General features: G+C 64.1%; 14 protein-coding genes and 1 pseudogene. 5 read left to right on the forward strand and 10 right to left on the reverse strand.

Annotated features, from left to right (window positions below):
• Positions 1-27: 27 nt before the first annotated feature.
• Genes K359_RS0104025 through K359_RS0104035 form a run of 3 tightly spaced genes read right to left on the reverse strand, consistent with a single transcriptional unit; the run spans position 28 to position 2986 of the window.
• Positions 28-612, reverse strand: coding sequence for an amino acid synthesis family protein (locus tag K359_RS0104025; RefSeq protein ID WP_029078203.1), 585 nt, complete (start codon positions 610-612; stop codon positions 28-30).
• 20 nt (positions 613-632) lie between these two features.
• Entirely contained in the window at positions 633-1541 is a 909-nt protein-coding gene (locus tag K359_RS51005; protein ID WP_051345967.1) for a UPF0280 family protein, read from the reverse strand.
• Positions 1538-2986, reverse strand: coding sequence for a hypothetical protein (locus K359_RS0104035; RefSeq protein ID WP_029078204.1), 1449 nt, complete (start codon positions 2984-2986; stop codon positions 1538-1540). Before K359_RS0104035 ends, K359_RS51005 begins: the two co-directional genes overlap by 4 nt.
• Positions 2987-3262: 276 nt before the next feature.
• Between K359_RS0104035 and K359_RS0104040 the strand changes: the two genes are divergently transcribed.
• From K359_RS0104040 to K359_RS0104060, 5 genes are all read left to right on the forward strand, one after another.
• Positions 3263-3730 carry a (2Fe-2S)-binding protein gene (locus K359_RS0104040; protein WP_029078205.1) on the forward strand — a complete coding sequence of 156 codons (468 nt, stop codon included), beginning with the start codon at positions 3263-3265 and terminating at the stop codon, positions 3728-3730.
• On the forward strand, positions 3730-7260 hold the full coding sequence (locus K359_RS0104045) for a molybdopterin cofactor-binding domain-containing protein (RefSeq protein ID WP_029078206.1): 3531 nt from the start codon (positions 3730-3732) through the stop codon (positions 7258-7260). The genes K359_RS0104040 and K359_RS0104045 overlap by 1 nt, the downstream gene beginning before the upstream one ends.
• A gap of 61 nt (positions 7261-7321) precedes the next feature.
• Positions 7322-8626, forward strand: a complete 1305-nt coding sequence (gene pncB, locus K359_RS0104050; RefSeq protein WP_029078207.1) for a nicotinate phosphoribosyltransferase — start codon at positions 7322-7324, stop codon at positions 8624-8626.
• 45 nt (positions 8627-8671) lie between these two features.
• On the forward strand, positions 8672-9967 hold the full coding sequence (locus K359_RS0104055) for an O-acetylhomoserine aminocarboxypropyltransferase (RefSeq protein WP_029078208.1): 1296 nt from the start codon (positions 8672-8674) through the stop codon (positions 9965-9967).
• 3 nt (positions 9968-9970) lie between these two features.
• The gene (locus K359_RS0104060) at positions 9971-10750 is read left to right on the forward strand and encodes an alpha/beta fold hydrolase (RefSeq protein ID WP_029078209.1); all 780 of its coding nucleotides are present in this window, start codon (positions 9971-9973) and stop codon (positions 10748-10750) included.
• A 1124-nt stretch (positions 10751-11874) separates the two neighbouring features.
• On the opposite strand, the gene K359_RS58580 is transcribed toward K359_RS0104060, so the two are convergent.
• The 7 genes and pseudogenes from K359_RS58580 to K359_RS0104100 form a co-directional block, all read right to left on the reverse strand.
• On the reverse strand, positions 11875-12207 hold the full coding sequence (locus tag K359_RS58580) for a lipocalin-like domain-containing protein (RefSeq protein WP_084518254.1): 333 nt from the start codon (positions 12205-12207) through the stop codon (positions 11875-11877).
• Between the two features lie 245 nt (positions 12208-12452).
• On the reverse strand, positions 12453-12887 hold the full coding sequence (locus K359_RS0104070) for a DUF4440 domain-containing protein (protein WP_029078211.1): 435 nt from the start codon (positions 12885-12887) through the stop codon (positions 12453-12455).
• Between the two features lie 1003 nt (positions 12888-13890).
• A complete protein-coding gene (locus tag K359_RS61050; protein ID WP_156928346.1) occupies positions 13891-14445 on the reverse strand; it encodes a hypothetical protein in 555 nt (184 codons plus the stop codon).
• Positions 14446-15011: 566 nt separating this feature from the next.
• On the reverse strand, positions 15012-16034 hold the full coding sequence (locus tag K359_RS0104085; RefSeq protein WP_029078212.1) for a S1C family serine protease: 1023 nt from the start codon (positions 16032-16034) through the stop codon (positions 15012-15014).
• An 85-nt stretch (positions 16035-16119) separates the two neighbouring features.
• Positions 16120-16569 carry a hypothetical protein gene (locus K359_RS0104090; protein ID WP_029078213.1) on the reverse strand — a complete coding sequence of 150 codons (450 nt, stop codon included), beginning with the start codon at positions 16567-16569 and terminating at the stop codon, positions 16120-16122.
• Positions 16570-16576: 7 nt separating this feature from the next.
• Positions 16577-18151 (reverse strand): annotated as a pseudogene (locus K359_RS66110) (GMC family oxidoreductase).
• Between the two features lie 107 nt (positions 18152-18258).
• Positions 18259-19476, reverse strand: a complete 1218-nt coding sequence (locus K359_RS0104100) for a cytochrome P450 (RefSeq protein ID WP_029078214.1) — start codon at positions 19474-19476, stop codon at positions 18259-18261.
• Positions 19477-19684: the final 208 nt, after the last annotated feature.

Below are 19684 nucleotides of genomic sequence, written 5' to 3' on the forward strand. Positions count from 1 at the left end.
CCGTCCTCCAGTTGTTCTGCAAAAAGATTATCGCAATCCGTCTTCGCCCTTGACCTCATCGACCGTCAGCCCACCGACGCGCGGCAGCGGCCGGCCGCTGTCGGTCACCGCGACCGCGACCATGATCTCGTTGGCCCGCGGCGCGTCGTTGATCTGCACCTCCATGCCGTCGAAATGGCTGCGCACGAACGCGGCGTCCTTGTGCCCGAGCGGAATATCCAGCGTGGTGCCGGGCCCCGAGCGCTTCTTCGAGGACGGGATCAGCGCAGCGCCCTTCGACAGCACCTTGCGCACCGGCGCGCCCATCTTGGGATGCAAGATCGCGGCCGCGTGCTCGAGCTCGCCATTTTCGCCGACGGCGGCGGCCTTGCCGTAGCTATGCGCCTTGGCGCCGTCGATGCCGAGCGCGGCCACTGCCCGCTTCGAGAGCAACTCGCCGAGCTCCTCGCCGATCGCGATCAGCGGCGACAGATCCTCGACATAGCGGCCGGCAAAGGGGTTTTCGATCACCGCGATCGCGGCGGCGCGCCGGGTCGGTGGCGCAATGGTCTTGCCCATCTCCAGATGGGTCTCCTCGACCACGGTGACGATTTTGCGAATGACGGCGCTCATCGTATCAGCCTCGCTCCCGGTCATGCCTGCAGCATGCTGTCTGTCGTTCGTCCCTGAAACGCGTGCGACGCCGGCCCTCCGTCCCCAGTTGCACCGACAATTCGCGTTTCGCCCAGTAGACGCAATGCCGCGCCCTCGATCAATCCCGACATCAGGAGGTCGCGCGCCCGCGCCGCCCCCGCCTCGAGCGCCTGCTCGATCTCATGTTCCGCCAGACGTCCGACGTCGCGGGTCACCAGCCGTGCGCCGAGGTCGCTGTCGGGCTGCAACTCGCTCGCCGGAACGCGCAGGATCGCCGGATGACCCGGCAGATCGACCGCATTGGCGATCACGGTCGCCGCGGCATCGGCCTGCGACGCCGTGCGCGCCAGCACGGTGACGGCATCGGCAATGCCGAGCGAGAAGCTGCGGCCGTGGCGGCCGCTGGTCGCGATGCCGCGGACCGGCATGTCGCCATCTACGGTCATCGTGCGCATCACGCCATGACGGTCCGGCCGGTCCATCAGGCCGACGCTGAACTGTTCGCCATCGCCCAGATATAGCGCGATATCGCCGCCATTGTTGACATAGGCGCGGTCGAGCGTCGCCGCCGCGAGCATCGCGCCAAGGATTTCCTCGGCGACCGAGCCCGCGACCGCCGCCATCGGCGTGATGAAGCAACCGGCGGCAAACGGCGCGACCGCCGCATGCATCCGCCGCGCGACGACGCCTTTCAGCGCATTGTGCTTCGGGTTGGCCGCGCTGCGCAACTCAGAGAGTTCCATGCAGAGTTCGTCAAGCAAGCCGGTAAAGCGCTCCGCCGCAGCCTGATAGGCGGCCGACACGTCCACATCCCTGCCCTTGACCTCGACGACCAGATCAATCGGGCCGTCCTGCAAATGCAGCCGCTTTCCGTCAGGAAGAAGCGCGATTTGCGGGAGCCTGGTCATGCGCGCCGCCCGGGAAGATACGGCATCGGCCGAACTTCCGCGCTGTCCCGCAGCGACGACAGCGGCCGGACATAATCCATATGGCCGCCGAGCGCCGCATAGTCGGACAGTTTCATCGTGAACTCGATCGGCGCCACCAGCGCAGGCGTCGGCACATAGCCGAAGGCGCCGGCCGGCATTTGCGTGACATCGACCATGAAGGTGATGCCGCCGCCGGGCCAGACATAGACCGGCGCGCCGCCACTGGTCACCCGCGTCAGCGCGTCCTTGACCGAGCGCGTCAGCCGCACCGGATTGTCGGTGACCCCGGCGCGCAGCGATCCGCCCGCGCCGCCCATGAACAGCACGGTGCACAGCGCCGGCTCGCAATTCTCCTGGATGCGTTCGACCGAAAATCTGAGGTCCGCCGGCATCTCGGTCTCAACCGGCTTCAGCGCCTCGTCGAGCACGTAGTAGGAGGCATGCTCGCCGGTGGTCGAGACCATCAGCATGGTGAGCCCGGGCCGCGCCTCCTTGGCATTGAAGGGACCGAGGATCGACAGCGGATCGGAGATGTTGGTGCCGCCCCATCCGGTGCCGGGATCGGCGACCTGGAAATAGCGGCCGGGCGTCGAGCGCCGGCCCTTCATCTTGATGCCGGTATCGGCGATGTCGAGCAGCTTGCCGGCCTGATGCTCGCTGAGCACGCCGGTGATGTGGTCGTCGACCACCACGACCTCATCGACCTTGCCGTGCCATTGCTTGGCGAACATGCCGATGGTGGCCGAGCCGCAGCCGACCCGCATCCGCTCTTCCGCCACACCGTTGACGATCGGCGGCTGGCCGGCCTGCACCACGACAGTGGCGCCGCCGTCGATCACAAGCTCCACCGCCTTGCAGTTGGAGAGATCCATCAGCGTGTCGCAGGTGACGCGGCCTTCCTTCTTGGAGCCGCCGGTCAGATGATGCACGCCGCCGAGCGAGAGCATCTGCGAGCCATATTCGCTGGTCGTGACGTGGCCGACCGCCTCGCCCTCCGCGCGGACAATAGCGGTTTCCGGGCCGAGATAGCGGTCGGTATCGATCTTCACCTTGACGCCGCAATAGGAGAAAATGCCTTCGGTCACCACCGTCACCATGTCGACGCCGTCAACCTCCGACGACACGATGAAAGGCGCCGGCTTGTAATCCGGATAGGTGGTTCCGGCGCCGATCGCGGTGACGAAGAGATCGGGCTGGCGGACGATCTTGCCGTCCCAGTCGCCGCTCACCTGGAACGGCACCAGCTTGCCGCCGTGCGACACGGTGCGCTCCAACACGACATGCGGATCGACGCGCACCAGCGTGCCATCATGGTTGGCGTAGCGATCGCAGGCGCCGGCCGCGCCCGGCTTGATGTAACACATCACCGGACAGGCATCGCAGCGGATCTTGTCGCCGGCGGCGACGGTGATTGTGTCAGCCATCGTGACCCAGCCTGGACTTGCGGGGACGGTCGATCATACTGCGCTTCCGCCTCCCGACTATATCGTTCGTATACGAATGATCCTGCGCGCGAGCTTGAGACCTGTCAAGCGGCCTTTGCAATCAAACCCTGCCATTCGCTTGCGCACCCTGTTCATAAAGCGTGCACTCGCTGCAGCGCGGCATGCCGCCGCTTGCACGTTTGTATACAAACGTTATCCTCATCCGCGATTTGGACGCTGGCGTTGCAGCGCAAACTTCAGGGGAGAACCGGGGCAATGCGCCTGACCGTGAACGGCAGGAATCATGATGTCGACGCCGCTCCCGACACCGCATTGCTTTACGTGCTGCGCAACGATCTCGCATTGAACGGACCGAAATATGGCTGCGGGCTCGGCGAGTGCGGCGCCTGCGCGGTGCTGATCGACGGCGTCGCCGCACGCGCCTGCGTGATTCCGATCGAAGGCTGCGCCGGGCGCAGCATCGTCACGCTCGAAGGTCTCGGCAGCCGCGAGCATCCCGATCCCGTGCAGGATGCATTCATCCGAGAGCAGGCCGCACAGTGCGGCTATTGCCTCAACGGCATGATCATCACCACCAAGGCGCTGCTGACGCGCAACCCGACCCCTTCCGAGCACGAGGTGCTGGAAGCGCTGCGCTACAATCTCTGCCGCTGCGGCGCGCATATCGAGATCGTCCGCGCCGCGAGGCGCGCAGCTGGCCACACACTTGAGGCGCGCGATTGATGGCCGGTTCGGAGCAACGCGCGCGCGGCTCACTGTCCGTCCTTCGCCCTGCGGTGCTGGGCGCGGAAGGCGCGTTCGAGACCTTCATCACCGTCAGCGCGGACGGTTCGGTCAATGCCTATAACGGCCATGTCGATCTCGGCACCGGCATCCGCACTGCGCTCGGGCAGATCGTCGCCGAAGAGCTCGACGTGTCGTTTGCCCGCGTCGTCGTAATCCTCGGTGACACCGCAATGGTGCCGAACCAGGGCGCGACGATCGCGAGCGAGACCATCCAGATCACCGCCGTTCCCTTGCGCAAGGCGGCGGCGCAGGCGCGGCATTTCCTGCTCGCACGCGCGGCCGAGCGGCTCGAACTGCCGCTCGGCGACCTCACGATCGAGGACGGCCTGGTCCGCGGTCACGACAACCGCAGCGTCAGCTATGGCGAATTGATCGCGGACGAGACCATCCGGCTTGAGCTCGCCGACGACGTTCCGGTCAAGGCCGTCAGCGCCTATTCGGTCGTCGGCAAGTCCGTGCCGCGGGTCGACCTGCCGGCGAAGGCCACCGGCGAGCTCGTCTATGTCCACGATGTACGCGTACCCGGCATGCTGCACGGCCGCGTCGTCCGCCCGCCTTACGCCGGCGTCGATGCCGGACCGTTCGTCGGCACCAGCCTGATCGCGGTCGATGAGGATTCGGTGCGCGACATCCCCGGCCTCGTCGCGGTGGTGCGGATCGCTGATTTCGTCGGTGTCGTTGCCGAGCGCGAGGAGAACGCCATCAAGGCCGCCGCACAGCTCAAGGTGAGCTGGAAGCCGGGACCGGCACTGACCGATCTTGCCGACATCGAGAAGGCGCTGCGCGCCAATCCCTCGACGCCGCGCCAGCTGATCGACAAGGGCGACGTCGATGCCGCGATCAAGGCGGCGGCCAAGCCGATGCAGCGGACCTATCTCTGGCCCTACCAGATGCACGGCTCGATCGGGCCGTCCTGTGCGGTTGCCGACTATAGCGAGAGCGCGATCCGCGTCTGGTCCGGCACCCAGAACCCGCACATCCTGCGCAGCGATCTTGCGCTGCTGATCCAGCGGCCGGAATCCGAGATCGACGTGATCAGGATGGAGGCCGCCGGCTGCTACGGCCGCAACTGCGCCGACGACGTCTCCGCTGATGCGCTGCTGCTGTCGCGCGCGGTCGGTCGCCCGGTGCGCGTCCAGCTCACCCGCGAGCAGGAACATGCGTGGGAGCCGAAGGGCACCGCGCAGCTGATGGACGTCAATGGCGGCCTCAACGCCGACGGCAGCGTCGCCGGTTACGATTTTTCCACGCGCTATCCGTCGAACGGCGCGCCGACGCTGGCACTGCTGCTCACCGGGCGGATCGCGCCTGAAGCCGCCGTGTTCGAGATGGGCGACCGCACCGCGATCCCGCCCTACGACTACGAGAATATGCGCGTCGTCGCCAACGACATGCCGCCGATCGTGCGCGCGTCCTGGTTTCGCGGCGTGTCGGCGCTGCCAAACACCTTTGCACATGAATCCTATATCGACGAGCTTGCCGCCGAAGCCGAGGCCGATCCAATCGAGTACCGGCTGCGCTATCTGAAGGACAAGCGCGCGATCGATCTTGTCAACGCGGTCGCCGAGCGCGCCGGCTGGACGCCGCGCCCGGTGCGCGAGGCGCCCGAGGCGGAAGGCGACATCGTTCGCGGCCGCGGCTTTGCCTATGCGCTCTACGTGCACAGCAAGTTTCCCGGCTACGGCGCGGCATGGTCGGCCTGGATTGCCGACGTCGCGGTGAACAAGGCAACCGGTGACGTCAGCGTGACGCGCGTCGTGGCCGGCCAGGATTCCGGGCTGATGATCAATCCGGACGGGGTACGGCACCAGATCGAAGGCAATGTCATCCAGTCGACCAGCCGCGCGCTCATGGAAGAAGTCTCCTTCGAGCGCGGCGCGGTGGCGGCGCGGGAATGGGGCGCCTACCCCATCATCCAATTCCCCGATCTGCCCAAGATCGATGTGTTGATGCTGCCGCGGCAGGACCAGCCGCCGCTCGGTGTCGGCGAGTCCGCCTCGGTGCCGAGCGCCGCCGCCATCGCCAATGCGATCTTTGACGCGACCGGCGTGCGTTTTCGCGAGCTGCCGTTCACACCGGAGCGCATTTTGAAGGGATTGCGTGGCGAGCAACCCGTCGCGCCCGCGCCGCTTCCACCGCCCGCGCAGACGGCTGACCTCAGATGGCAGAATCCGTTTGCAAAGCGCGGCGGTCTGCTCGCCGGCATTGCCGCGCTCTGCGCCGCGGCGATCGGTGTCGGCGCGGCCGTGCTGCCCTGGCGCGCAATCGCGCCGATCGCCCGGCCCGATACCGCGGTCTATTCCGCCGCGACGATCGCGCGCGGCAAAGAGCTTGCGGCACTCGGCGCCTGCGCGGTCTGCCACACGGCGGAGCATGGCATCGTGAACGCCGGCGGCCGGCCGCTCGAGACGCCGTTCGGCGTCATCACCACGACCAACATCACGCCCGATGTCGCGACCGGGATCGGTGCCTGGTCCTACCCCGCCTTCGAGCGCGCGATGCGCGAGGGCATTCATCGCGACGGGCGCCATCTCTATCCGGCGTTTCCATACACGCATTTTGCCAAGACTACCGATGCCGACCTGCAGGCGCTGTATGCCTATCTGATGGCGCAGGCGCCGGTGCGCGCCGAGACGCCGCCGAACACGCTGGCATTTCCGTTCAACCTGCGGCCGCTGCTCGCCGGATGGAATGCGCTGTTCCATCAGCCGGGTACGTTCCAGCCCGATCCATCGAAATCAGTGATATGGAATCGCGGTGCCTATCTGATCGAAGGTCTCGGCCATTGCAGCGCCTGTCACTCGCCACGCAACGCGCTCGGCGCCGAACGGCAGGCCGCCTATCTCGCCGGCGGCTTCGCCGAGGGCTGGGAGGCTCCGGCGCTGACGTCGCTGTCGAAGGCGCCGGTGCCCTGGAGCGAGGATGAGCTTTACGCCTATCTGCGCACCGGCGAGTCCCGCTTCCACGGCGTTGCCGCGGGCCCGATGGCGCCGGTCGTGCAGGAGCTCGTCGCGCTGCCCGATCAGGACATCCGCGCGATGGCGGTCTACCTCGCCTCGTTCAACGAGCGCGCTGACCGGCCGGCTCACGATGCACTGGTAGCCAAGCTCGAAACCGCCACCGCCGTCACCACCGCCGCGTCCGCGGGCGGGCGGATCTATCAAGGCGCCTGCGCCGTCTGCCATGAGGTCGGCGGACCGCCGCTGTTCGGCAGCCGGCCATCGCTGGCGCTCAACAGCAATTTGCACAGCGATGTCCCCGACAATCTGATCCAGGTAATCCTGCACGGCATCGCCAAGCCGGCCGTGACTGATCTCGGCTACATGCCGGCCTTCAGGGACAGCATGAGCGACGGCCAGATCGCCGAGCTCGTCACGTTCCTCCGGCGGCAATTTGCCCCGGGCAAGCCTGAATGGACCGATGTCGCCGCCACGGTCGGCCGTATACGGCGGACCATAGCGCGCTGACCTGCCATGTTCCGCTGGATACCCACTGGGCGGGCGGCGTTCGGCAGGCTAAGGTTCCCGCATGACCGTGACAGATATCGCGACCCGGACCTACAACCATGGCTGGCGGCTCGACCCGATCGTGCGCAGCCTGCTGGACACCGATTTCTACAAGCTGTTGATGCTGCAGATGATCCGGGAATGCTATCCGGACACGCGCACGACCTTTTCGGTGATCAACCGCTCGACCCATATCCGGCTCGCCGAGGTCATCGACGAGGGCGAGCTGCGCGCCCAGCTCGACCACGCCCGCACCATCCGCTTCACCAAGAAGGAACTGATCTGGCTCGCCGGCAACACGTTCTACGGCAAGACCCAGATGTTCTCGCCCGACTTCATCAACTGGCTCTCGGCCTTCCGCCTGCCCGAATACGAGCTGCACAAGGTCGACGGCCAGTACGAGCTGCATTTCCACGGGCCGTGGACCCACACCACGATGTGGGAGATCCCGGCGCTCGCGATCCTCAATGAGCTGCGCTCCCGCGCCGCGACCAAGACCTACGGACGCTTCGCGCTCGACGTGCTCTACGCCCGCGCCAAGGCCAAGCTGTGGGCCAAGGTCGAGCGGCTGCGCAAGCTGGATGGCTTGCGGCTGTCCGATTTCGGCACGCGCCGCCGCCACGGTTTCCTATGGCAGCGCTGGTGCGTCGAGGCGGTGAAGGAAGGTCTCGGTCCGTCCTTCACCGGAACGTCGAACGTGCTGCTCGCGATGGACAACGACCTCGAGGCGATCGGCACCAACGCCCATGAGCTGCCGATGGTGGCGGCCGCGCTCGCCAATGACGACGAGGCGCTGCGCTGGGCCCCCTATCGCATCCTCGACCAGTGGCGCCACACCTATGGCGGCAACCTGCTGATCGCCCTGCCCGATGCGTTCGGCACCAAACCGTTCCTGCGCGATGCGCCCGACTGGGTCGCCGACTGGACCGGCTTTCGTCCCGATAGCGCGCCGCCGATCACGGCCGGCGAAGACATCATCAAGTGGTGGAAGCAGAAGGGCCGCGATCCCAAGGAGAAGCTTTTGGTGTTCTCCGACGCGATGGATGTCGGCTCGATCGAGGAGACGTTCCATCACTTCAAGGGCCGCGTGCGCGTCAGCTTCGGCTGGGGCACCAACCTCACCAACGATTTCGTCGGCTGCGCGCCCGACGGCACCGCGGCCCTCGATCCGATCTCGATCGTCTGCAAGGTGACGTCGGTCGACGGCCGGCCCGCCGTCAAACTCTCCGACAATCCGGAGAAGGCGACCGGCATCCCGTCCGAGGTCGAGCGCTATTTGCGCGTGTTCGGCAATGTCGGCCGTGTTCGCACCGCAGTTCACGTCTAAATCAACGCACCGATCACTCCGATCGACTGACCTGACGAGTTTCGCATGCCCGCACCCAAGCCGCCTGCCTTCGAAACCCTGAGCCTGCACGCCGGCCAGCGCCCCGATCCCGCGACCGGCGCGCGCGCGGTTCCGATCTATCAGACCACGTCCTACGTCTTCCAGGACGCCGACCACGCCGCGGCGCTGTTCAACCTGGAACGCGCCGGTCACATCTATACGCGGATCTCGAACCCGACCACCGCGGTTCTGGAGGAGCGCATCGCCGCGCTCGAATGCGGCGTCGGCGCGATCTGCACCGCCAGCGGCATGGCCGCGATGCATCTGGCGATCGCAACCCTGCTCAATGCCGGCGACCATATCGTCGCCTCGGCCTCGCTCTATGGCGGCACCATCAACATTTTGGCACATACGCTGCCGCGCTTCGGCATCACCACCACCTTCGTGAAGCCGCGCGCGCTCGACGAATTCCGCGCCGCGATCAAGCCGAACACGCGGCTCGTGATCGGCGAGACCATCGGCAATCCTGGCCTCGAGGTGCTCGATATCCCGGCGGTCGCGCAGATCGCGCATGATGCGAAGATTCCGCTTCTGATCGACAACACCTTCGCGACGCCTTATCTGAGCCAGCCGATCGAGCTCGGCGCCGATATCACGATGAATTCGGCGACCAAATGGATGGGCGGCCACGGCATCGCGATCGGCGGCGTCATCGTCGACGGAGGCCGGTTCGACTGGCGCGCCTCCGGCAAATTCCCGCAGATCACCGAGCCCTATGCCGGCTATCACGGCATCGTCTTCGACGAGCAGTTCGGCAAGGCCGCCTTCATCATGCGCGCCCGCACCGAGGGCCTGCGCGATTTCGGCGCCTGCCTGTCGCCGACCAACGCATTCCAGCTGTTGCAGGGCATCGAGACGTTGGGCGTCCGCATGGACCGCCATGTCAGCAACACCCATGCGGTGCTGGACGCCCTCGCCGCGAACAAAGCGGTCGACTGGGTGCTGCATCCGTCGCTGGAGACGCATCCGGACTACGCGCTGGCAAAGAAGCTGCTGCCGCGCGGCGCCGGCTCGATCATCAGCTTCGGCATCAAGGGCGGCCGCGCCGCCGGCAAGAAGTTCATCGAGTCCCTGAAGCTGATCAGCCATCTCGCCAATGTCGGCGACGCCAAGACGCTGGTGATCCACCCCGCCAGCACCACGCATCAGCAGATGGATGCCGATCAGCTCAAGGCCGCCGGGATCGGCGAGGAGCTGGTGCGGCTCTCGGTCGGCATCGAGACCGCGCAGGACATCATCGACGATCTCGGCCAGGCGCTGCGCGCCTCGCAAAGGACCTGAGCCATGCAGCTTTCCGTCAACGGCATCGACACCTTTGTTGCGACCGGCGGCAAGCCGTTCGATGCGGAGCTCGCCACGGTGGTGATGATCCACGGCGCCGGCTTCGACTCTTCGACCTGGGCGCTGCACAGCCGCTGGTTCGCACATCATGGTTTTTCGGTGCTGGCGCCAGATCTCCCCGGCCACGGCCGCTCCGCCGGCAAGCCGCTGAAGACAATCGCCGAGATGGCCGACTGGACCGCAGCGCTGATTGCCGCGGCCGGCGCAGCGAAGGCCCGGCTGATCGGCCATTCGATGGGGTCGCTGATCGCGATCGAGACCTCGGCGCGGCATCCCGACAAGGTCTCCGGCCTTGCGCTGATCGGCACCGCCGCGACCATGACGGTCGGCCCCGACCTGTTGAAGGCCGCCGAGGCCAACGATGCCGACGCGATCGACATGGTCTCGATCTGGGGCCTCGGCTTCAAGGCCGAGCTCGGCGGTAGCCTCGCGCCGGGGATGTGGATGCACCAGGGCGCGCAGCGGGTGCTGCAGGAGGCGAAGCCGGGCGTGCTGTACAACGACCTCAACGCCTGCAACGCCTACCAGAACGCGCTCACGGCGGCGGCCGCGGTCAAGGTGCCCGCGACCTTCGTCCTCGGCGAGCGCGACATGATGACCCCGGCCAAGGCCGGCAAGACACTCGCCGCTGCGACGCCGAATGCCCGCATTGTGGTGCTGCCGGGCGCGGGCCACATGATGATGGTCGAGCAGCCCGACGAACTGCTGGCCGCGCTGCAGTAACAGCCCTCTTCCCTTCTCCCCTTGTGGGAGAAGGTGGCGTAGGCGGCCTACGGCCGCCGTCAATTAAATGACGCCGACGCATAGCGTCGGCTACGGCGCCGGATGAGGGGTCTGTCTCCGCGGATAGAGACCCCTCAGCCGGCTCCGATGCTTTCGCATTCGAAGTGCCCAGCCGCCACTACTGCTGGTGACGCTGGAGAACTCAAAAATATCGAAAACAACCCCATGCAAAGTAGCAGGGCGGCCGCCGGCAACCGGACAAGCAACTTGACGCGTCGGGCAAATCAGCGATATCTTCTATTATTCAGAAATCCCGCGGACATCCCGGCGCAAGAGCGTAGGCGTCCGTCGCGATTCTCACCCACCATGCCGGTGCAAGGGCGACTTGCCGGGTAAGCACTCGATTCCTATCAATCACCAATGGCGGGTCGTATTCCGGTGAACCGACACCGGTCCGGCGGACGTGGAGATAATCGACTACCACTAGCTGGGGCGTGTACTCATAAATCGAGGTGGCTCGGATCACGCGTGTTGGACGTCTGCCATGGCCCTGACAGGAGCGCGACAGCGGGCATTGCCGCAAGTCCGAGAGGGGCCAGAAGCGGTGATTCAAGCCAGCCAAGAGCGAATTAGCTTGCCTTGCTTTGAGTCCTTTTGCACTCTCAGGTTAGGAGGCCGATGCATGAAGATGAAGATTATGACCGTCGTGTGCACTGTCGGAGCGGCCCTGGTGCTGTGTAACCTCGGGGCGTCCGGTGCTGAAGCCCGGGCGCGGAAGGTACAAGTCGTTCATGAACGAACGAGGGTCGTTATCACGACGCCCGTGATAAGGCCGACTCCGTGGGACTATTATATTGTTCCACGATATCGCTATCGCCCCGAAGACGACCGGGTCGATCCATATGCGCCGCCCCTGGTGTCGTCTTGGCGCCTCTATGAGGGGTGGCGGTGGCCATACTGGTGGTGAACAGCGATCACGCCAAACAGATCGCATTCCGGGAAAAGTGGTGATCGCTGGCGCGGTCCTGCCCGGTGTTTTCTTGTAGCCCGACGCTGTGGCGCGCTCTAGGGCCTTCTAATGGCCGAGCCGCTCACGCCTGTTCCTGAAGCTAATGACGCATTAATTACTTTTCGCGACGCCATCTTAGATCGCCAAATCCTCTTCGACCGGGATAGCGAGGGTGTTCATGAATTGGTGTGCGCAAGGAAAGAATGTCGCCGTCGAGGTGTACATAACGAAGCTGCTCCGTACCCAGCCACTCGGTAACCCAACTTATATCGACGGTCGTTGTAAATGTGTCGCCGCTCAGTTTGAATTTTCCCGAATAAGCCAGCATCGTGTTGAATAGCTCGGCTTTGCTATGGTCGTCACCCGTTGTGGGGCGATTATTGGCGGTCAAGATAGCTATCATCCTCCCTTGTTCGCCAAAAACCACCGCCCATCGGATTTGGGCCATAGATTTCGATAATTTCCCCGTCCTCAAATTCAAAGTTCGCGGATTGGAGTACCCATCCGCCCGTCAAAAGCTTCATGGAAACATTCATCACGTACCTTCGGCTCGTAGTGTTTATCGAGAGCCGCACGCCAGCGTACGCATCACCGCGAGCCGGCATCGAGCGCGCACGCGCGATGACGTGATGCCGTTCGCTATCGGTCGCCCTCTCTTGTCGTGGTGATCAAAATCAAATGCGCCTTGGCTGGTTATTCCCGAACGAAAATATGGGACTTAACCTTCCATTCGCCGTTGGACTGGTGTTCGTAAAGCTTAACGGTACTTCCGGACAGCTTGGTCGTTTCCTCGCCTTTGACCAAGGAAGCTTTGAAGCGCGAGGTCACGTATGCGTAGTTCCCCATTGGTAGAACCTCGACAAGCTCGAGCTTGTGATTTCTGACGCTCGTCCCCCTTTTGGCAAAGAAGTCGCGTATCGCAGTCGCACCCGAAACGGGCGGTGCGCCGGGCGGGATTAGACTGGCATCGGTTTCATACATTGGCAGCAAGGCATCGAAATTTGGATCGTTGATCGCGGCGTCCCATTGCGCATTGAGTTTCGTCATGTCCTCAGTGAGCGGGTCCGCCCGCGCATGGCCGATAGTGACGAACAACAGCACCAGTAGCAGCGACAAGGTTTTGCTCATGACTTTGCCCTCTTTGATCTAATCGTGTCCGACAGTCGGGCGCACCTGTACAGCGCGCACGCTGGTGATCTGTGAATGGCCAGTTCTGAAGATCGCGCCTGCCAATGGCACCAAGGCTGCAATTTGAAGAGAAGCGGAGAGTTCGGCGTGTCTCCGTTTTGTGGGCAGCGGCTTCCGGCAAGCAAAGGGCGTGACGGTGCGAGGAAGCTACACGGTTCTCGGAATAATGCCTACGATTGCTTTTGCCTCAAGCGCGGACACCCCATTGTCGATGGCTCGCACCGTGTCGTCGGATGACGTGATGTCCGCGACAGTCTGGCGGGGATCGTCGAAGGATGGCGGTCCCTCCGCAATCTGTCGGCAGTCGCGACATAACGTGACGCCGTCGGCTATCGGTCGCCCGCTCCTGTCGTGGCGGTGCTGTCGCTGTTGTCGTCGGTCGTGATGATGCTATGAGCGCGAAGGGCTCCGGCAATGGCCGCTGGCCTCGTCCTCGACCAGATCATCAGCCGCGCGAACTCCCCCGACGCCGCTATCCGATCCCAATTTTTTCGATTTCCTCCTGAATGGCACGCATTAGCTTGCGCAACTCGTCCAGTTCGCGTTCAAACTGCAATTAGAGAACGGGGTCTTTCCCAACATCGTCACGCGCGCGCTCCGCAACGGCAACTGCCTCGGCGAACAGCTTCACTAGCTGCTGCTTTCTTTCGTCGGTCGTTTTTCCATCGCGACCTCGCTCAGGCTTCCTCGGCGTCGCTCTCGACCCGTTGAGCATAGCGCAGCTCGTCCATCAGCGCCCGCCGTCGTCTCGAAGCGGACAGTGGCGGTGGCGGCAGTGGAAGACCGGACTGGTGTGGGCACCACATTTCGGGCAGACCGGCTACGCCGGTGTGGTGTCGCCTGATAACGCGGCGGGGCGTTTTGCTGTTGACGCGCCACACAACAATCAAAGCACCAACAGCCGTATATGTGCGAACGGTATAATCGCCTTTTCTTTAGGAGATCAGCATTTGACAACGTTCTTTCCAACACGGTTCTGCAGGAAATAATTGCCGATATACATCCGCATCTCGGATATGACGCCGGCACCGATGTGTTGAGCAAATCCAAAAACTGTAGGTGTCATAATCTTCGATACGAGCTTGCCATATGAATGCGCCGTATCGCAGCCTGCGATCAGAACTCGCCCGCCGTCGCCGATTCCCCAACCAATTCGCCGCCAAAATCGGAGCGCCTCATCGCTAAGTGCGGTGCCCGCCCCGGTGGTGGGCCAAGGTTGCTCACCTTCCGGACCTATCATCGGGCCGTCTTGTATGCCGCTATGGGAAAGCGAAATGAAAGTATCTGCTGCGGCGACTGACTCCCAAAAATTCGTGCTGAACCCTGTTGGAACTCCACCAATAGGAGAAGCCGAAGGCCCGGTTGAGGGCGTCCCATCCCAGGTAACCGCAAAAATAACTGATTTCTTGCAAAAATTTGCTTTCAGGTCACGCGCTACGGCGAGGAAATTATCTTTACTGTCGCCCTGATTAGGGACAAGCAAGAGCGCAATCGTCATTTCAACTCTCCGCAGTAACGTCACATTTCGGACTAACGGGTTCCGGTCTGTGAAGGGTGATGCATACAACACCCCGCCGCGAATTATCCGGCGTCGGTCACTAAAAACCGTGACGACGCAATCGCGTGTCGTAATACGATCTGGGCTCGGATTGAGCTCAACAAAATACTGTCGAGCTTAGCAACAGCATAGCAATCGCAGTCGTCATGCAAGGAAGCATCGTAATTCCTTGCTTCACGTAAAGCTTTAAGACTAAGCGACGCGAGACGGTCGCGCGCAAATGGAAGTGCAGTTTACTAGAAAATGGATCGGATTTCAACCTTGTAGGAAGACCGGCTGACTTCAACCGAGTATACGAGCACTCTAGCGGCCGCCGAAAGGCTTGGGCTTGACGGCCCCGAACACAGACCGATGGTGTTCTTGGGAGAAGGTGGCGCGAAGCGCCGGATGAGGGGTTCTCTCCACAGATGAGATCGCGGAGAAAGACCCCTCACCCCGCTTCGCTGCGCGAAGCGACCCTCTCCCACAAGGAGAGAGAGTGCATCTCGTGCGGGGATGGGATTGTCTTACTGTTTCGCCGGCTTCCTCTCGATCGGGTGGATGTCGATCGCGCGCAGGCGGCCGAGGCGCAGCACGTCCATCGACAGCGTGCGATCGATCCGGCTGTGATCGAGCGCGCGGATCAGATCGTCGACACCGTTGATCTCGATGCCGTCGAGCCTGATCACGACGTCGCCCGGCAGCAGCGCCGCGCGCGCGGCCGGACTGTCCGGCTCGATCTGCATCAGCAGCGCGCCCATCTTGTTCTCGACGCCGGCGAGCACCGCATGCCGCCGCGGCACCGGCGCGGTCTGGCCTGCGACGCCGATATAGGCGCGGCGGACATAGCCGTGACGGATGATCTCCGACAGCACGAATTGCGCGGTGTTAGAGGCGACCGCAAAGCAGATGCCCTGCGCGCCGTTGATGATCGCGGTGTTGATCCCGATCACCTCGCCCTTCGACGACACCAGCGGGCCGCCGGAATTGCCCGGATTGAGCGCGGCGTCGGTCTGGATCACGTCCTCGATGGTCCGCCCGCTGACCGAGCGGATCGAGCGTCCCAGCGCCGAGACCACGCCGGCGGTCACCGTCGATTCGAAGCCGAGCGGATTGCCGATCGCGACCACGAGCTGGCCGCGCCGCAGCGTCTTGGAGTTACCGAGCGAGGCATAGGCCAGATCTCGCGCGCCATCGGCGCGCAGCAGCGCGAGATCGGTGTCGGGATCGACGCCGAGCACATGGGCGTCGGTGTCGAAGCCCTCGGTGTCGCGCAGGCGGATCTCCTTCGACGATCCGACCACATGGCTGTTGGTGACCACGAGCCCGTCGGGCGAGATCACGATGCCCGAACCGAGCCCGCCGCGCTCGCGCGCATTGCGTACCTTCGGCCCGGTTTCGACGCGGACCACGGCGGGGCCGACGCGTTCGGTCACATCGATCACGGCATTGGAATAGGCATCCAGCAAAGCCCGGTCATCGTCACGGGCAGCGTCAGCCGCCCGCGATGACAGCGTGTCACCGGCGGTATCTGAGGTAAAATCCAGCATGGCGAGAGTCCTTTGGTCTCCTCAGATGGTGACCGGCTCCCGCCGCCGCAAGTGGTTACGCGCCCGCGCAGGCCTGCCCGGCTGGCTAGGGCACCCGCCGCAGCACCCCGCCGCGCTCCCTGACCGGATCGAGCAGCGACCAGTCGCCGTCCGGCAGCACGTGCCCCTTGGGGAACGGTGCGCGCACCTCGAGCCCGAGCGAGCGCAGCACGCGGTCGTCGCGGTAGTAACATTGCAGCACGACGCGAATGAGCGTCGCCGCGGCAGGGCCGCCGCGGGCGCGAAATTCCTGCGCCACCGCGCTGCGCCCGGCAACGTCGAGCTCGGCGAGCGGCTTGCCGGCGAGATCAGCCAGATGATCCAGCGCCTGCGCGACCGGCGCGGTGTCGCGGCCGAGCGTTGCCAGCATGTCGGCCTGGATCGCGGCATCGTCCGCGCCCGGTACCTTGTACTCTTCACTTGCGGGAACGATCATCGCGGCGACGGTGCGGAGATCGGCGCGCTGGGCTGCGGTCAGTTCTTTTACATCGGACATGACGGTCTCAGTCGAACAGATTGGCGAGGCGCTGCTTCATCTGGTCGGCGATGTAGAGCGCGAGGGCCTGGATGGTGGAGGTCGGGTTCACGCCGCCCGAGGTGACGAAGATGCTGCCGTCGACGATGAAGAGGTTCTTCACGTCGTGCGAGCGGCCCCATTCGTTGACCACGGAGCGCGCGGGATCGGTGCCCATCCGCGCGGTGCCGAGCAGATGCCAGCCGCCCCACGAGATCGGTGCGTTGATGCAGAAATCGGTCGCGCCGGCGGCTTCGAGTACTTCGCGGCCGCGCGCCAGCGCGTGGTCCATCATCTTCCGGCTGTTCTCGCTGATCGTGTAGTCGATCCTGGGCGCGGGAATGCCGTGGCTGTCCTTCAGCACGGGATCGAGCGTGACGCGATTATGCTCCTCCGGAAGGTCTTCGCAGATCGCGGAGAATCCGAGCCGATGACCGTTGAGCTTGCGGAACGCACGGTGATGATCCTTGCCCCAGGGCAGAATGCCCTTCTGCTCGCTCGTCACGGCCTCGAATACCGGTCCCGCGCCGCGGACGAACTGGACGCCGTAGCCGCGGACGAAGCCGCGCGACAGGTCCGTGTCATACCACTCCTTGCTCCACAGGCAGGTCGGCGGCGCTCGGTTGGAATCGGTCGGCTCTTCGACATAGCCGTAAATCTGCGCATAGGGGTGGAACATCAGGTTCTTGCCGATCAGGCCGGACGAGTTCGCCAGCCCGTTCGGAAATTTCCCTGACACCGAGTTCAGCAGCAGCCGCGGCGTGCCGACGCCGTTGCAGGCGATGATGACGACCTCGGCCGGCTGAAACTGCTCGACGCCGTCCTTGTCGTAGTACACGACGCCGGACGCCATGCCGTGCTCGTTGGTCAGGATCTCGCGTACCCGGCAATGAGTCTTGACCTCGACCCCGGCGCGGATCGCGTGCGGCCAATAGGTGATGTCGGTCGAGATTGATGCAGCGCGCCCTGCCCTCATAGTCCATCGTCGCGACGGTCGTGTCCGATGGCCACCAGTGCCAGCCGAGCTTGTTCATGGCCTTGCCGATCAGCGGGCCCGATAGACCGAGCGGCTGCGGCGGCATCGGCGGATGGCTCAGCGGCGACAGCGGATCGCCCGACAGGCCCGACGTACCCATGATGCGATCGTTCTCCTCGAAGAACGGCGTCAGCGCGTCGTAATCGATCGGCCAGTCGTCGGCGACACCGTCGAGCGTCTTCACCTTGAAGTCGGACGGATGCAGCCGCGGCCAATGCGCGGTGTACATCACGGTCGAGCCGCCGACGGCGTTGAAGTTGACGACCTTGATCGGCGAATTGTCGTCGTTAACAGGGTAATCCTCGGGCCGCTTGCGGATGTTCGGGCTCGACGACCAGTCGCCGTAGAACTTCGCCTCCCAGTCGCGCCCGGTGCTCGGATATTCGGCGGGATTCATCCAGCCGCCCTGATCGAGGCAGAGGATATGCATCTTGGTATCGGCGAGGCTCCAGGCCACCGCGGCGCCGGAGGCGCCGGCGCCGATGATCAGGACGTCAACGGGATCGTTCTTCATTCTTATTCCTTGATATGTCCTCTTTCGTCATTGCGAGCGAAGCGAAGCAATCCATTCTTTCCCCACGCGACGAGATGGATTGCTTCGTCGCTTCGCTCCTCGCAATGACGGGTAATGCGGCTCAATCCACGATTATCACCGGCAAGCTTCGTATACCGCGGATGAAATTGGAATAGAGCCTTTGTGGTGGGCCCATGATCTCAAAGCGGAGGTCGCGCGCCAAAACCTCCTCCCAGAGGATGCGGAGTTGCTGCTCGGCGAGGCGGTCGCCGACGCAGCGGTGGATACCGGCGCCGAAGGCGAGATGCTGGCGCGGCTTGGCGCGGTCGATGATGAATTCATCGGCACGCTCGATCTTGTCTTCGTCGCGGTTGCCGGAGATGTACCACATCACGACCTTGTCGCCCTTCCTGATCCGGCGGCCGGCGAGCTCGACATCGTTGCGGGCGGTACGGCGCATGTGCAGCACCGGCGTGTGGTAGCGGATGGTCTCGGACACCAGGCTCGGGGTCAGCTCGCGGCGGGCGCGGACCAGCTCGAACTGCTCGGGGTTCTCGCACAGCGCCATCAGCCCGGCCGACATCGAATTGCGCGTGGTGTCGTTGCCGCCGACGATCAGAAGCGCCAGCGTGCCGAGGAATTCGCGCGGTTGCAGGTTTCGCGTCGCCTCCGAATGCACCAGCATCGAGATCAGGTCGAAGGTCGGCGGCGCGTCGGCGCGCGCATCCCACAATTTGCGAAAATACTCGCCCATCTTGACCATCTCCTCGAAACGCTCGTGCTCCGAATGCACGACAGCGTCGGGCGAATCGACGTTGGCGATTGCGACATCGGACCACCAGGTCAGCTTCATGCGATCTTCCCAGGGAAAATCGAACAAGGTCGCCAGCATCATGTTGGTGAGATTGGTCGAGACCCGCTCGACCCAGTCGAAGGTCTCGTTGCGCGGCAGCGCGTCGAGCACAGCAGAGGTGCGTTTGCGGATCAGCGGCTCGAAATTGGCGAGGTTGGACGGCGCCACGATAGGGGCCACCGTGCGGCGCTGCGCCGTATGGCCCGGCGGATCCATCCTGATGAAATTTGCGATTTCCTGGCCCTTGGGCTGATCGACCACCTGAATCCCGCCGATTTCCGACGAATAGTTGTCGTGATCCAGCTCGACGTCGAAGATGTCGTCGTAGCGCGTCACCGACCAGTACGGGCCGTAGGCCGAAGTCTCGCAATAATGCACGGGATCGTCGCGGCGAAGCTGCGCGAACAGCGGCCGCCAAATGTCGTCCTGATAGAGCCGGGGATTGCTGACATCGATTGATGCCGGCCTGCGCAGCGCCTCTGCCATCGCTTCACTCCCGCTGGTTCCGTCGCCGCTTGGCGGGCGATCGTTGTGCCGGGCCGACGATAAAGGGAATCCCGCGGCCGAGTAAAGCTGTGGAGCCCGCGATCCGCCTCACGGAATGTCGTGGACAGGCCGACGCACCCGGCAAATCCCGATAGCTGCCCCGCTCCTCGATGTTTGTCGGCAGCGGTGAGACCGGCTAGCCTTCCCG

The sequence above is a fragment of the Bradyrhizobium sp. th-b2 genome, assembly GCF_000426785.1.
GTDB classification, from domain to species: Bacteria; Pseudomonadota; Alphaproteobacteria; order Rhizobiales; family Xanthobacteraceae; genus Bradyrhizobium; species Bradyrhizobium septentrionale.

Excerpts from the sequence above, each read along its gene's own strand:
- K359_RS0104025 (WP_029078203.1), bottom strand. The coding sequence starts at position 612 with ATGAGCGCCGTCATTCGCAAAATCGTCACCGTGGTCGAGGAGACCCAT.
- K359_RS51005 (WP_051345967.1), bottom strand. The coding sequence starts at position 1,541 with ATGACCAGGCTCCCGCAAATCGCGCTTCTTCCTGACGGAAAGCGGCTG.
- K359_RS0104035 (WP_029078204.1), bottom strand. The coding sequence starts at position 2,986 with ATGGCTGACACAATCACCGTCGCCGCCGGCGACAAGATCCGCTGCGAT.
- K359_RS0104040 (WP_029078205.1), top strand. The coding sequence starts at position 3,263 with ATGCGCCTGACCGTGAACGGCAGGAATCATGATGTCGACGCCGCTCCC.
- K359_RS0104045 (WP_029078206.1), top strand. The coding sequence starts at position 3,730 with ATGGCCGGTTCGGAGCAACGCGCGCGCGGCTCACTGTCCGTCCTTCGC.
- pncB (WP_029078207.1), top strand. The coding sequence starts at position 7,322 with ATGACCGTGACAGATATCGCGACCCGGACCTACAACCATGGCTGGCGG.
- K359_RS0104055 (WP_029078208.1), top strand. The coding sequence starts at position 8,672 with ATGCCCGCACCCAAGCCGCCTGCCTTCGAAACCCTGAGCCTGCACGCC.
- K359_RS0104060 (WP_029078209.1), top strand. The coding sequence starts at position 9,971 with ATGCAGCTTTCCGTCAACGGCATCGACACCTTTGTTGCGACCGGCGGC.
- K359_RS58580 (WP_084518254.1), bottom strand. The coding sequence starts at position 12,207 with ATGGCCCAAATCCGATGGGCGGTGGTTTTTGGCGAACAAGGGAGGATG.
- K359_RS0104070 (WP_029078211.1), bottom strand. The coding sequence starts at position 12,887 with ATGAGCAAAACCTTGTCGCTGCTACTGGTGCTGTTGTTCGTCACTATC.
- K359_RS61050 (WP_156928346.1), bottom strand. The coding sequence starts at position 14,445 with ATGACGATTGCGCTCTTGCTTGTCCCTAATCAGGGCGACAGTAAAGAT.
- K359_RS0104085 (WP_029078212.1), bottom strand. The coding sequence starts at position 16,034 with ATGCTGGATTTTACCTCAGATACCGCCGGTGACACGCTGTCATCGCGG.
- K359_RS0104090 (WP_029078213.1), bottom strand. The coding sequence starts at position 16,569 with ATGTCCGATGTAAAAGAACTGACCGCAGCCCAGCGCGCCGATCTCCGC.
- K359_RS0104100 (WP_029078214.1), bottom strand. The coding sequence starts at position 19,476 with ATGGCAGAGGCGCTGCGCAGGCCGGCATCAATCGATGTCAGCAATCCC.